13 protein-coding genes are annotated in these 13,314 nt (G+C 68.1%); 10 read left to right on the top strand and 3 right to left on the bottom strand.

The window, feature by feature from the left end; genetic code table 11:
• Nucleotides 1–2 precede the first annotated feature (2 nt).
• The gene (locus P7A99_RS01610) at nt 3–905 is read left to right on the top strand and encodes a DMT family transporter (RefSeq protein ID WP_277792201.1); all 903 of its coding nucleotides are present in this window, start codon (nt 3–5) and stop codon (nt 903–905) included.
• On the opposite strand, the gene P7A99_RS01605 is transcribed toward P7A99_RS01610, so the two are convergent.
• Nucleotides 902–1,150 carry a hypothetical protein gene (locus tag P7A99_RS01605; RefSeq protein WP_277792200.1) on the bottom strand — a complete coding sequence of 83 codons (249 nt, stop codon included), beginning with the start codon at nt 1,148–1,150 and terminating at the stop codon, nt 902–904. The two genes, P7A99_RS01610 and P7A99_RS01605, sit on opposite strands and share 4 nt — an antisense overlap.
• An 18-nt stretch (nt 1,151–1,168) precedes the next feature.
• A complete protein-coding gene (locus P7A99_RS01600; RefSeq protein ID WP_277792199.1) occupies nt 1,169–2,008 on the bottom strand; it encodes an ATP-binding protein in 840 nt (279 codons plus the stop codon).
• A 120-nt stretch (nt 2,009–2,128) separates the two neighbouring features.
• Here P7A99_RS01600 and yajC point away from each other — a divergent pair, with 120 nt between their 5' ends.
• The 6 genes from yajC (at nt 2,129) to P7A99_RS01570 (ending at nt 6,963) form a co-directional block, all read left to right on the top strand.
• Complete coding sequence (yajC, locus tag P7A99_RS01595) at nt 2,129–2,443, top strand: preprotein translocase subunit YajC (protein WP_277792198.1); 315 nt, start codon at nt 2,129–2,131, stop codon at nt 2,441–2,443.
• Between the two features lie 64 nt (nt 2,444–2,507).
• Nucleotides 2,508–4,100, top strand: a complete 1,593-nt coding sequence (gene secD, locus P7A99_RS01590) for a protein translocase subunit SecD (protein ID WP_277792197.1) — start codon at nt 2,508–2,510, stop codon at nt 4,098–4,100.
• Nucleotides 4,101–4,112: 12 nt separating this feature from the next.
• Entirely contained in the window at nt 4,113–5,063 is a 951-nt protein-coding gene (secF, locus tag P7A99_RS01585) for a protein translocase subunit SecF (protein ID WP_277792196.1), read from the top strand.
• 8 nt (nt 5,064–5,071) lie between these two features.
• A complete protein-coding gene (locus P7A99_RS01580; protein ID WP_277792286.1) occupies nt 5,072–5,431 on the top strand; it encodes an Mth938-like domain-containing protein in 360 nt (119 codons plus the stop codon).
• A 96-nt stretch (nt 5,432–5,527) separates the two neighbouring features.
• On the top strand, nt 5,528–6,142 hold the full coding sequence (locus P7A99_RS01575; protein ID WP_277792195.1) for a urate hydroxylase PuuD: 615 nt from the start codon (nt 5,528–5,530) through the stop codon (nt 6,140–6,142).
• An 89-nt stretch (nt 6,143–6,231) separates the two neighbouring features.
• Entirely contained in the window at nt 6,232–6,963 is a 732-nt protein-coding gene (locus tag P7A99_RS01570) for a squalene/phytoene synthase family protein (RefSeq protein WP_277792194.1), read from the top strand.
• A gap of 160 nt (nt 6,964–7,123) precedes the next feature.
• Here P7A99_RS01570 and P7A99_RS01565 read toward each other — a convergent pair whose 3' ends face one another.
• A complete protein-coding gene (locus P7A99_RS01565; RefSeq protein ID WP_277792193.1) occupies nt 7,124–9,190 on the bottom strand; it encodes an alpha/beta hydrolase family protein in 2,067 nt (688 codons plus the stop codon).
• Nucleotides 9,191–9,477: 287 nt separating this feature from the next.
• On the opposite strand from P7A99_RS01565, the gene lpxC reads away from it, so the two are divergent.
• The 3 genes from lpxC to recN all read left to right on the top strand — a co-directional run bounded on the left by lpxC (nt 9,478) and on the right by recN (nt 13,219).
• Nucleotides 9,478–10,374, top strand: coding sequence for a UDP-3-O-acyl-N-acetylglucosamine deacetylase (gene lpxC / locus P7A99_RS01560; RefSeq protein WP_277792192.1), 897 nt, complete (start codon nt 9,478–9,480; stop codon nt 10,372–10,374).
• 105 nt (nt 10,375–10,479) lie between these two features.
• Nucleotides 10,480–11,409, top strand: coding sequence for an outer membrane protein assembly factor BamD (locus P7A99_RS01555; RefSeq protein WP_277792191.1), 930 nt, complete (start codon nt 10,480–10,482; stop codon nt 11,407–11,409).
• 112 nt (nt 11,410–11,521) lie between these two features.
• Nucleotides 11,522–13,219, top strand: coding sequence for a DNA repair protein RecN (gene recN, locus P7A99_RS01550; protein ID WP_277792285.1), 1,698 nt, complete (start codon nt 11,522–11,524; stop codon nt 13,217–13,219).
• Nucleotides 13,220–13,314: the final 95 nt, after the last annotated feature.

The raw sequence follows: 13,314 nt of genomic DNA, 5'->3' as shown, positions 1-13,314 counted from the left end.
CCATGTCCGCGTCCACCGGCCCCCTGACGACGATAGAGCGCTTGGCGATCCTGGCGATCATCCTGACCTGGGGGCTGAACAACGCCGCGGCCAAGTACGCCACGGCCGCCCTGCCGCCGATGATGGTGGGCGGCCTGCGCTTTGCTTTGGCCCTGGCTTTCCTGTTTCCGTTCGTGCGGCCGCCATTCCCGAACTGGAAGCGACTGCTGACCATCGTGCTGCTGTCGGGGCCGATCCATTTCGCGCTGATCTACATCGCCTTCGGCATGGCCAAGTCGCTGAGTCCGCTGGTGGTGGCCACCCAGCTTTGGATCCCGTTCACGGCGCTGTTCGCCTGGCGCATGCTGGGCGAGACCATGCGGGTGCCCGCCGTCATCGGCCTGGGCGTCGCCTTCGCCGGGGTGGCGTGGATGAGCCTTGATCCGCATGGGGCGGCCGACCTGCCGGCCATCGTCCTGGGCGTGACCGCCGCTGCGATCTGGGCTGTGGCGACGGTGCTGGTGCGCAAGACGCCGGGCGTGAAGCCGCTGAAGGTGCAGGGCCTGACCGCCTTCGTCGCCGCGCCGATCCTGATCGCCATGTCCTTCGCCTTCGAGGACGACGTGGTGGCCAAGGTCTCGTCCGCGTCGCCTCTGGCCTGGACCTGCGTGGTGTTCGCTGGGGTCGTGTCGACCATCGGGGCCAGCGCCCTGCTGTTCTGGCTGGTGCAGCGGCGCGAGCCTGGGCGGGTGACGCCCTATTTCCTGCTGACGCCGTTGGTCTCGTGCACGATCGGCGTGCTGTTCATGGGCGACGCGCTGTCGCTGCAACTGGTCATCGGCGGCGGCGCGACCATGGTCGGCGTGGCGCTGGTGGCCCTGACCGAGAAGAAGACCCCGCCGGCGACGTCAGGCGACCCGGCCTAGTCGTCCTCGCCGTCGCGCCACTGCCAGGGACCGTCGCTCTTCCAGCGTGCGACCAGCATCACCACCAGGGTCATGACCACGACGAACACGCCGACGAGGCGCGGGTGGTCCTTGCCGTAGAGCACGGCCGAGGCCAGCAGCAGGCCGATATAGAGGGCGACGACGGCCCAGCCTTCCCAACTGCAGGGCGGGCCCGCGCCATAGCCATGACGCTTGACCCTGAACCACGGCTTGCCGTCGGACACGTTTCCCCCCGGATAGTGTTATCCGGGCAAGCGTACGCCCAGTTCGCCGGCGAGGTCGCGGACAAATTGCCACGCCACACGGCCCGAGCGGGCGCCGCGCAACTGCGACCATTGCAGGGCCCGGCGCTCGAGGTTCTCGACCTGGAGGCCGAAGCGCTCGGCATAGGTATTGATCGCCGCCAGATAGGTCGGCTGGTCCATGGGCGGGAAGCCGATCCACAGGCCGAAGCGGTCGGAGACGCTCATCTCCTCCTCGGCGTTCTCGGCCGAGGCGATGGCGCCCTGGCTCTCGGCATGGTCGCGCGGCATCAGGTGGCGGCGGTTCGAGGTCGAGACGAACAGCACGTTCTCCGGCGGACCGGCCACGCCGCCCTCCAGCGCCGACTTCAGGGCCTTGGCGGCTGCGGCGCCGTCCTCGAACGAAAGATCGTCGCACAGCACCACGAAGCGCTCGGGGCGCACGCGCAGGGCGTCGAACAGCGGGGGCAGGGCGGCGACCTCGTCGCGATCGACCTCGACCAGCTTCAGATCCGGGTACTCGGCCGCCAGGGCCATGAAGGCCGACTTGGTCAGCGAGCTCTTGCCGGTGCCGCGCACGCCCCACAGCAGCACGTGGTTGCAGGGCAGGCCGGTGGCGAACCGGCGCAGGTTCTGGAGGAAGCGCTCCTTCTGGCGCTCGATACCGACCAGCAGCTCGATGTCCATGGCGTAGTCCGGCGCGGGCAGGAAGGCGCCCGAGACCGGCTCGTGCCGGAACAGGCGCGCGGCCTCGAAGCTGGGCGCGACGGGAGCGGGCGGCGCCAGGCGATCCAGGGCGTCGGCGATGCGGGCGAGCAGGGGCAGGGCGGCGTCGGTCATGGCCACGCTCCTAACGCTCTCGCGCCCTCATTGCAAAAGAGGAGGTGAACGCATAGCTTCCGCCGACTTGGCGGGGACCCTATTTCAGGCGCTCCGCCCGCAGAAATTCGTGGAGACGTTATGAACCCCTCTGGTGGCCTGGAGCAGCAGCTCATCGGCATCGCGCCGATCATCCTCATGGTCGTGCTGTTCTACTTCATGCTGATCCGTCCTCAGCAGAAGCGCCAAAAGGAACACCTCGCGACCCTGAACAACATCAAGCGCGGCGACAACGTCGTGCTGTCCAGCGGCGTGATCGGCAAGATCGTGCGGGTGGAAGACAAGGAAGTCGGCGTCGAAATCGCCCAGGGCGTCACGGTGAAGGTCCGCAAGGCCATGATCACCGAGGTCACCGCCAAGGGCGACCCGGCTCCGGCCAACGACCCGAAGAACTGAGCTTAAGACCGCTCGAACCTAGCCCGCCCTGGCGCCCCTGGCGTCGTCGAGAGCCTCGTAGTCCATGCTGAGCCTATCCCGCTGGAAGATTGTCCTCGTCACCCTGTCGGTGATTTTCGGCATCGTCTTCACCCTGCCGAATCTTCTGCCGCAGAAGACGCTAGACGCCCTGCCGGGATGGGTTCCCAAGCAGAAGCTGAACCTGGGTCTCGACCTTCAGGGCGGGTCGTACCTCCTTTATGAGGTCGACACCGCCCAACTGCGCAAGGAGCGCCTCGACAATCTGGTCGAGGACGTCCGCAACACGCTGCGCACCGCGGGAATCGACTTTAACGGCCTGGCCCAGGCCAACGGCGTGATCGGCGTGCGCATCGAGGACGCCTCGAAGGTCAACGCCGCCGTCGTCGAGCTGCGCAAGCTTGGCAGCCCGCTGGCCAGCGGCGTGGGCACCGACGTTAACGTCGCGACCAAGGCCGATCAGCGTATCGAGCTGTCCTTCTCGCCCGAAGCCGCTCGCGCAGACGCCTCCAAGGCCGTCGAGCAGTCGATCGAGACCATCCGTCGCCGTATCGACAGCCTCGGCACCAAGGAACCGACGATCACCCGCCAGGGCGCGGACCGCATCGTCATCCAGGCCGCCGGCGAAAGCGATCCCGAGCGCCTGAAGGCCGTTATCGGCAAGACCGCCAAGCTGACCTTCCAGATGGTCGACGAGACGGTCACCCAGGAAGAGATGGCGTCGGGCCGCATGCCTCCGGGCACGGTGCTGGTCGCCGGCGACGACTACCAGCCCTACTACGCCCTGAAGAAGCGCGCCGTCGTTTCGGGCGAGGAGCTGGTCGACGCCCAGCAGGCCTTCGACGGCCAGAGCGGCCGTCCGGTCGTCTCGTTCCGCTTCAACGGTTCGGGCGCCCGCAAGTTCGGCGACGCCACCTCGCGCAACATCGGCAAGCGCTTCGCCATCGTCCTTGATAACAAGGTCATCTCGGCCCCGACCATCCAGACGCCGATCCTCGGCGGCTCGGGCCAGATCACCGGCAGCTTCACCGTCGAAAGCGCCAGCGAACTGTCGCTGCTGCTGCGTTCGGGCGCCCTGCCGGCCCAGCTCAACATCGAAGAGCAGCGCACCGTCGGCGCCGAACTGGGCGCGGACGCCGTGAAGGCCGGCGCCATCTCGCTGGCCATCGGCGCCGTGGCGATGTTCGTCTTCATCATCCTGGCCTACGGCCTGTTCGGCGTGTTCGCGGCCATCGCCCTGATCGCCAACGTGCTGCTGATCGTCGGCATCATGTCGTTCACCCAGGCGACCCTGACCTTCCCCGGCATCGCGGGCCTGATCCTCACGCTCGCCGTCGCCGTCGACGCCAACGTGCTGATCTACGAACGGATGCGGGACGAGGCCGCGGCCGGGAGGTCGCCCATGTCGGCGGCCGACACCGGCTACAAGCTGGCCCTGGTGTCGATCCTCGACGCCAACATCACCAGCCTGATCTCGGCCGGCATCATGTTCAGCTTCGGCTCGGGCCCCGTGAAGGGCTTCGCCTGGACCCTGGCGATCGGCGTGTTCACCTCGCTGTTCACCGCCATCATCATCACTCAAGTGCTCATCGGCTGGTGGTTCAAGGCCACCAAGCCGAAGAAGCTGCCGATCGCGTAAGGATCAAAGCTCATGGCTGCTTGGCCCCTCATCCGCCTGATCCCGCGCTCGACCCACTACCGCTTCGTGCGCTGGGCTCCGGTCGCCGCCGTCTTCTCGCTCATCCTGATCATCGGGTCGGGCGTGTCGTTCTTCACCCAGGGTTTGAACCTGGGCATCGATTTCAAGGGCGGCGTCGCCCTTGAAGCCCGCATGCCCACGGCCATCGACCTGGACGATCTGCGCAAGGTCGCCAAGGGCACTGGGGCGCACGACGTGCAGGTCCAGGGCTTCGGCTCGCCCAACTCGGCCATGATCCGCTTCCTGCCGACCGAGGGCGTCAACGCCAACGTCGAGGCCAACCGGATCAAGAGCGAGATCATCGCCAAGTTTCCCGGCATGACCATGCCGGCGCCGACCGTGATCGGCGCCAAGGTCTCGGGCGAACTGCTGATGGGCGGCTTCAAGGCCCTCGGCGTCGCGCTGCTGCTGATGCTCGGCTACATCTGGTTCCGCTTCCAGTGGCAGTTCGCCGTCGGCGCCGTCGTGGCCGTGTTCCACGACATCATCCTGACCCTGGGCATCCTGTCGGTGATGCAGATCGAGTTCTCGATGACCTCGGTCGCGGCTCTGCTGACGGTCATCGGCTACTCGATGAACGAAAAGGTCATCACCTTCGACCGCCTCAAGGAAAACCTGCGCAAGTACAAGACCACGCCGCTGCGCGAGATCATCGACCTGTCGGAGAACGAGCGGCTGTCGCGGACGATCATCACCGGTTCGACCGCGCTGCTGGCGCTGGGCGGCACGATGATCTTCGGCGGCCCGGTGCTGTTCCCGCTGGTCTTCACCATGGTGTTCGGCATCGCCATCGGCACCTATTCGTCGATCTACATCGCTCTGCCCCTGATCCTGGTCTGGGGCGTCAAGCGCGGCGACGACGAGGCCAAGCCGGTCAAGCTCGGCGCGGCCAGCCAGCCGTGAGCCAGGCGCTGACCCCGCGCCAGCCCCCGTCGATCGACGCCTGGGGCGGCGGCGGCTTCCGGGTCTCCGGCCTCTGGCGGCCCGGCTCGCTGCTGGTCATCGACGACCAGCCGCAGGACTGGGCCGTCGCCAGCCTGGCCGAGCTGACGCCGGAAGCCTTCGCCCCGGTGTTCGCCGCGGGCGGGGCCGTCGAGTTCGTGCTCCTGGGCATGGGCCTGGCCAACGCCCTGCCGCCGCGCCCCGTGCGCGACGCGCTGAAGGCCGCGGGCCTGGGTCTCGAGTTCATGAGCACCGAGGCCGCCGCCCGCACCTACAACGTCCTGGCCAGCGAAGGCCGGCGCCTGGCCGCGGCGCTGATCGCGGTCTGACTTGGCCATCCTCCCCCTGAAGGGGGAGGGTCTTGCCTTCCCCGACTCTCACGCAACGCCTATCCTGCGCGCCAAGACACGGCTCAGGGGGCTGAATTGACTGGGATTCTCACCAACTTCCGCAGCACCATCATCGTCAGCTTCGTGCTGGCCATGGTGATGGTGTTCGGTTTCGGGCACAGCCCCAACGGCTTCCACGGCGCCTACTGGCAGGCGGTGTTCCGCTGGCTGCACGTGCTGTTCGGCATCCTGTGGATCGGGCTGCTCTACTACTTCAACTTCGTGCAGATGCGGGTGATGCCGACCATTCCGGCCGAGCTGAAGCCGGCGGTCAGCAAGTACATCGCCCCCGAGGCGCTGTTCTGGTTCCGCTGGTCGGCCCTGGCCACCTGGATCATGGGCATGGTCGTCGCCTTCAACCGCGGCTACCTGATGGAGGCTATCACGCTGGGCGCCTGGCAGGGCTATCAGCGCGGCGTCGACATGGGCTTCACCTTCATCGGCATGGGCATGTGGCTGGCCACGGTGATGTTCTTCAACGTCTGGGGCCTGATCTGGCCGAACCAGAAGCGGGCCCTGGGCCTCGTGCCGGCCGATGACGCGACCAAGGCCAAGGCGGCCACGACCGCCATGCTGTTCTCGCGCATCAACATGCTGCTCAGCATCCCGATGCTGGTGACCATGACCATGTACCAGACGTTGTTCGGCTGAGCCGACGCCGATCGAAGAACGAGGGGCCCGCGGGAAACGGCGGGCCTTTTTCTTTGAGCTTGAGGCAAGAGGGGGGCATAAGCCGCGCCATGTCCGCCGCCCCCGAAAACCCCTACGATTCCGGCCTCGACGATCTGGTCCGGCGCATGGACAACGATCGCTGGTTGGCCAGCCGCTTCGTCTCCGACCTTGGGGCGCGGACCGACGTCGTCGCCCTGGTCGCCTTCAACTACGAACTGGCCCGCGTGGCGGGCGGCGTCACCAGCGCGCTGATGGGCGAGATCCGCCTGACCTGGTGGCGCGAGGCGATGGAGGAGCTGGCCGCCGGCAAGGCTCCGCGCAAGCACCCGGCCGTCGAGGCCCTGGCCGCCTCGGGCGCGGATCCCCTGGCGCTGGCGGCGATGGCCGAGGCCCGCCTGGCCGACCTGGAAGAGCCGCCGTTCGCCGACGAAGCCGCCGTGCTGGCCTATCTGGACGCCACTGCCGGGGCGCTGGCGACCCTGATCGCCCGACGTCTCGATCCTGCGGCCGACGCCTCGGCCGTGCGCGCGGCCGCGCGCGCCTACGGGTTGGCGGGGCTGTGGCGACTGAAGCTGGCGGGCCGTTCGCGTTTGCCGCTGGCCTGGACAGCCGCCGACGTCGAGACCCGCGTGGCCCAGCAGCGCAAGGCGGCCGCCGCCGAACTCAAGGCCCTGCCGATCGCGGCCTTTCCGGCCGTCGCGCCCGCCGCTCTGGCGACGCGTCAGGCCAAGGGCGGCGAGATGAGCGAGCTCGAAAAAAAGGCCCGCCTGACCTGGTCGGTCGCGACGGGCCGCATCTGATCTGAAACTCCTCCCCCGTGAAACGGGGGAGGGGGACCGCGAAGCGGTGGAGGGGGCGGCGGCGCGCACGGCGCTCCGTCACTCGCCCCCTCCGTCACGCTGCGTATCCGCAGCGCGCCACCTCCCCTGCTACGCGAGGGAGGAGCTTGTCTGCAGCAGCTTACTTACCCGTCCACTGGTTCAGCCAGCCCAGCACCTCGTCGTGCCACTGGACCGAGTTCTGGGCCTTCAGCACCCAGTGGTTCTCGTTGGGGAAGTACAGGAACTTGCTCGGCACGCCCTTGCGCTGCAGGGCGGTGAAGGTGGCGATGCCCTCCTCGAGCGGCACGCGGAAGTCGTTCTGGCCCTGGACGACCAGGGTCGGCACGCTCCATTCGCCCACGTGGTCGGCCGGGTTGAACTTCGAGTAGGTGGTGTTCGGCTGCCAGGGCGCGCCGCCGTTCTCCCACTCGCTGAACCACAGCTCTTCGGTCGAGTAGCCCATGAAGCGGCTGTCGAAGATGCCGTCGTGGTTCACCAGGCACTTCCACGGCTGTTTCCACTGGCTGGCGATCCAGTTGATCATGAAGCCGCCGTACGAGCCGCCCAGGGCGCAGGCGCGGTCCTGATCGAGGAAGCCGTACTTCTGGGTCGCGAAGGCCCAGCCCTTCTGCAGGTCTTCCAGGGGGCGGTCGCCCCAGTGCTGGCTGATGGCGTCGGTAAAGGCCTGGCCGTAGCCGGTCGAGCCGTGGAAATCGATCATCACCACGGCGTAGCCGGCGCCGGCATAGGTCTGGGCGTTCCAGCGGTAGTGGAAGAGGTTGCCGAACGAGCCCTGCGGGCCGCCGTGGATCAGGAAGGCCACCGGATACTTCTTGGCGGGATCGAAGTTAGCCGGCTTGACGAGATAGCCGTGCACGGTCTCGTCGTTCCAGCCCTTGAAGCTGAACTGCTCGGCCTCGCCCATGGCGATGCCTTGCAGCTTGTCGGCGTTGAGGCCGGTCAGCTGGATCGGCGCGCCTTTCGGGGCCAGGGCGTAGAGCTGGGCGGGGGTCTTGAGGTTGTCCTGTGCGATCACGGTCGAGCCGCCGGCCGCGCTGAACGCGCCCACATGGCCTTCGCCGGTCAGGGCCGTGGCCTTGCCGCTCTTGACGTCGATGGCGAAGAGCTTGGTCTGACCCACGTCCTCGGCGGTCGTGTAGATGGTCTTGCCGTCGGCGCTGAAGGTGATCGACTGGGCCGAGTGGTCCCAGGCCGGGGCCACTTCACGCACCTTGCCGTTCTCGCGGACCATGACGCCGAAGCGGTCGGCCTCGAAGCCCGGGCGTTTCATGGCCAGCCACGCCTGGACCTTGCCGTCCGGCGAGAAGGTCGGCTGGGCGTCCCAGGCCTTGTTGTCTTCCGTCAGGTTGGCCGGCTTGGCCGAGCCGTCGACCGGAACCGACCACAGGTCGTAGTTGGTCTGCCAGGGCTCGTCGCGGCCGGCGATCTTGGCCGAGAACACCACGGTCTTGCCGTCGGGGCTGATGGTGAAGTCCTCGTCGCCGCCGAACGGCTTGGTCGGGGCATCACCGTCGAAGCCGGCCATCAGGGCCACAGGCTCGCCCGCCGCCACGCCCGAAGCGTCCAGGCCGTAGGCGTAGAGATGGTTCTTCGTGCCGTCGTTCCAGGTGTCCCAGTGGCGGATGAACAGCTTGTCGTAGACGACGCCGGTCGTCTTTTGGGCCTTCTTCTGGTCCAGGCGCTCCTGGGTGCAGGCGAGGGTGGGGCAGTCGGGGAAGACGGCCTGGCTGACCACCACGGTCTTGCCGTCGGCCGACACCTTGAAGGCGCCGACGTCGAACGGGGCCTTGGTCACCTGAACGGCGGTCTCGCCCGTCACGTCCGTGCGGAACACCTGGTCGGAGCCGGCGCGGCCCGACAGGAAGTAGATGCTCTTGCCGTCGGCCGACCAGCGGGCGCTGGAGACGCCGCCGTCAGACACCGCCAGGCGGCGCGGAGCGATCTTGGCCTTCAGGTCGGCGACCCACAGCGAGAACGAGGCCTTGTTGGCCGGCAGGTCCATCGTCCGCACCAGGTAGATCACCTGGCGACCGTCCGGCGACACCTTCGGTTCGCTGACGCGGTCGAGCGTGACCATGTCCTTGGCGGTGAAACCGCGGCCTTCCGCATGTGCGGCCGGAACGATCGCGAAGGCTGCCAGCGATAGGGCGAGGGCGGAGGCGGCGAGGCGCAAGGTCTTGGTCATGGAAGTCGTGGTCCAGGCGGCAAGGTTGCCAAAAACGGCGCGAGCCTAGCGGCGCCGTGCCGGCGAGGCCAGCCCGAAGGGCAAGCTTTGCTCCATGCTGCAACGCCGTTAGCGAAGGTGGCGAAAATTGGCCTTTGGCGTGACGAAAATGCCATATCGGACAACGACTTATGAAGGTAACAATCCGAAACAGGACTTGCGTTGCTGCGTCGCGGCAAAGCTCGTAGACGGTAAATGGGGACGAATAGGCGGCCGCAGAGCCGCTCCCAAGTTTACAAAGGTTTCTCGTGTCGGTTTCGCCTTATCATCAGCACACGGTCGCAGGACCGGTGATCTTCGCAGGGATCGGCCTGCACACGGGGGCGCACGTGCGCGTCGCCGTGCGCCCCGCCGCTCCCGACAGCGGGATCGTCTTCGTGCGCACCGACGTCCAGGATCGCGACAACCGCGTGCCGGTTCGTGGCGACGCGGTCGTGCAGACCCAGCTGGGCACGGTCATCGCCAACGCCGCCGACGTGCGCGTCTCGACCATCGAGCACCTGATGGCCGCCCTGGCCGCCCTGTCGGTCGACAACTGCGTCGTCGAGCTGGACGGTCCGGAAGTGCCGATCATGGACGGCTCGTCCGAGCCCTTCGTGCAGATCCTCGACCGCGCCGGCCGCCGTCGCCAGGAAGCCGCCCGCCGCTACATCGAGATTCTGTCGCCGATCGAAGTGGTCGAGGGCGATAAGCGCGCCACGCTGACCCCGGCCGAATCCTTCGAGGTGGCGTTCGAGATCGCCTTCGCCAGCAAGGCCATCGGTCGTCAGCGAGTCGACCTGGTGATCGACGAGGAAAGCTTCCGCGAAGAGCTGTCGAACTGCCGCACCTTCGGCTTCCTGCGCGAGGTCGAGGCCCTGCGCGACATCGGCCTGGCCCGCGGCGGCTCGATGGAGAACGCCGTGGTCATCGACGGCGACCGCGTGCTCAATCCCGAAGGCCTGCGCCGCTCGGACGAATTCGTGCGCCACAAGGCCCTGGACGCCGTCGGCGACCTTTATGTCGTCGGCGCTCCGATCCTTGGCAGGTTCGAAGGAATTCTCGCCGGACACGGCCTCAATAACGCCGCTGTTCGTGCGTTGATGGAGCAACCGCGCGCTTGGCGCTGGCGCGCCTATGCGCCGGAGCTGGCTGAGGCGGTTTGATCAAAAACGGGGGATCGCTCCCGCCGCTCGGCTTTCGTTTGCGCCCGCATCGACGTGGTGTAGAAGCCTTGGTTCGGCGCGGGGGCGCGCAAGGTTGCTTCGAGGGTGAGAGAGTCCGTGCTTCGCAAAATCTCGGGACGTTCGGCCGTTTCCATCGTGGCCGTGCTCGCCGCCCTGTCGGTGACCGCCTGCGCGGGCAAGCCCAAGAAGCCGACGCTGGCCTATGAGGAGCGTCCGGTCGAGCTGCTGTATTCCACGGGCGCCAACCGCCTGGACCGCGGCAACTGGAACGAGGCCGTCGACTACTTCCGCGAAGTCGAGCGCCAGCACCCCTATTCGGAATGGTCGCGCCGCTCGATCCTGATGACCGGCTACGCCCACTACCAGGCCAACGCCTACGCGGACGCCATCGGCGACGCCGACCGGTTCATCTCGCTCTATCCGGGCAACCCCTCGGCCTCGTACGCCTACTACCTGAAGGCCATCTGCTATTTCGAGCAGATCGTCGACGTGTACCGCGACCAGGCCGCCACCGAGCAGGCCCTGGCGGCCTTGCGCGACGTCGTCCAGCGCTACCCCAACAGCGAGTACGCCCAGGACGCCCGCCTGAAGATCGACATGGTCAACGACCAGCTGGCCGGCAAGGAGTTGGCTATCGGTCGCTGGTACCTGCGCGACGGCAAGACCCTGGCGGCCATCGGCCGCTTCAAGACCGTCGTCGACCGTCACCAGACCACCTCGCACACGCCCGAGGCGCTCTACCGCCTGGTCGAGGCCTACATGACCCTGGGCCTGACCGAGGAAGCCAAGCGCAACGGCGCGGTGCTGGGCTACAACTTCCCGGGCGACCGCTGGTACGCCGACGCCTACAAGCTGCTGAACGACGCGGGCCTGAAGCCGGCCGTCGAGCCGCTGAAGGCAGGCAACAAGCGCAACCTGATCGATCGCACCCTGAACCGCGACAAGAGCACCACCCTGGCCCCGCCCGGCGAGAAGAAGAAAAAGGGCGGCGTGATGGGCATTCTCGGCATGTAAGCCGGAAGCAAGAGATGGGCGGGCCGTTGCAAAACGGCCCGTTTTTCTTTTGTTCTCAATCGGCTGCCGCTTCCTCTTTGAAAAAGCCCGATTCCCGGTGATCCTCCCGGCCATGCTGATCGGTCTCTCCATCCGCGACGTGGTGCTCATTGAGAGCCTCGACCTGGCCATCGGGCCCGGCCTGACCGCGCTGACCGGCGAGACCGGGGCGGGCAAGTCGATCATTCTCGACGCCCTGGGCCTGGCTACCGGCGCCCGGGCTGACGCCGGCCTGGTGCGTCGCGGGGCGGCCGGCCAGGCCAGCGCCACCGCCATCTTCGCCCTGGCTCCCGATCATCCCGCCTTCGCCTATCTGGACGACAAGGGCCTGGACTACGCCCGCGACGAGGATCTCGTCCTGCGCCGCCAGCTGTCGCCCGACGGCCGCTCGCGGGCTTTCGTCAACGACCAGGCCACCAGCGTCGGCGTGCTCAAGGATCTCGGCGCGCTGCTGCTCGAGGTGCACGGCCAGCACGAGACGGTCGGTCTGCTGGATCCGCGTACACACCGCACCCTGCTGGACGCCTACGGCCAGGTCAGCGTCGGCGCCGTCGCCTCCGCCTGGAGCGGCTGGCGGGCGGCGCGCGAGGCCGCCGCAGAGCTGAAGGCCCTGTCCGACCGCGCCGCGGCCGAGACCGAGGAACTGACCCTTCGCCTCTCCGAACTCGACCGCCTCGACCCGCGCGAGGGCGAGGAGGCGGCCCTGGCCGACGAGCGGGCCCTGCTGGGCTCGGCCGAGAAGGCCCTGGCCGACATCGCCTCGGCCCAGGACGCCCTGGGCGGCGACAACCTGTCTGGCAAGCTGGCCCAGGCTTTCCGCGCCCTGGAACGGGCCCGTGACCGGGCCGCCAACGCCGGCGCGCCCGCCGACGGCCCGGCCATGACCCGCCTGGCCGCGGCCTGCGAGGCCGTCGACCGGGCGCTGGTGGAGGCCCAGGAGGCCGGCGCGGCCATCGACGCGGCCGCCGACAGCTTCGAGTTCGAGCCTGACCGGCTGGAGAAGGCTGAGGAGCGGCTGTTCGCCCTGCGCGGCATGGCCCGCAAGTTGAACGTGCTGGTCGAAGATCTGCCGGCCGTCCGCGCCGACTTCGCCGCTCGCCTGCAGGCCGTCGAGACTTCGGCCGAGGCCCTGGTCTCCGCCGAAGCCCAGGCGGCCGAGGCCCGCGAGGCCTATCTCTACGCCGCCCAGGCCTTGTCGACCGAGCGCCGCGCCGCCGGCGACCGCCTGGCTCAGGCCGTCGAGGCCGAGCTTGGCCCGCTGAAGCTGGAGAAGGCCAGGTTCCGCGTCGCGCTGGAGCCGCTGGACGAGGACAAGGCCGGCCCCTCGGGCCTGGACCGCATCGCCTTCGAGATCTCGACCAACCCCGGCGCGCCGTTCGGCCCGATGGAGGCAATCGCTTCCGGCGGCGAGCTTGCCCGCTTCGCCCTGGCGCTGAAGGCTGCGCTGGCGGGGAAGGGCGGGGGGCCGCAGCCTCTGATGATCTTCGACGAGGTCGACCAGGGCGTCGGCGGGGCGGTGGCCGACGCCGTCGGCCTGCGCCTGAAGCGTCTGGCCGCCAACGCCCAGGTGCTGGTGGTGACCCACTCGGCCCAGGTGGCGGCGCGCGGCGACGCCCACTGGCGGATCTCGAAGTCCGGCGACGACACCTCGATCCGCACCAGGGTCGAGCCGCTGTCGCCGGCCGAGCGTGAGGAAGAGATCGCACGCATGCTGTCGGGCGCGGAAGTCACCGAGGCCGCGCGAGCCGCGGCAAGGGCGCTGATCGGCTAAAAAGGAACCTCCCCCTGTGGGGGAGGCGGCCGAAGGCCGGTGGGGGGCGTTTTCAGCTTATGCTGAGCGGGCCGATCCAGCAGCCATGCCCCCAC

Source organism: Caulobacter endophyticus (assembly GCF_029543245.1).
In the GTDB taxonomy this organism is placed as follows: domain Bacteria; phylum Pseudomonadota; class Alphaproteobacteria; order Caulobacterales; family Caulobacteraceae; genus Caulobacter; species Caulobacter endophyticus_A.
This window is presented reverse-complemented; position numbering and strand designations above follow the sequence as displayed.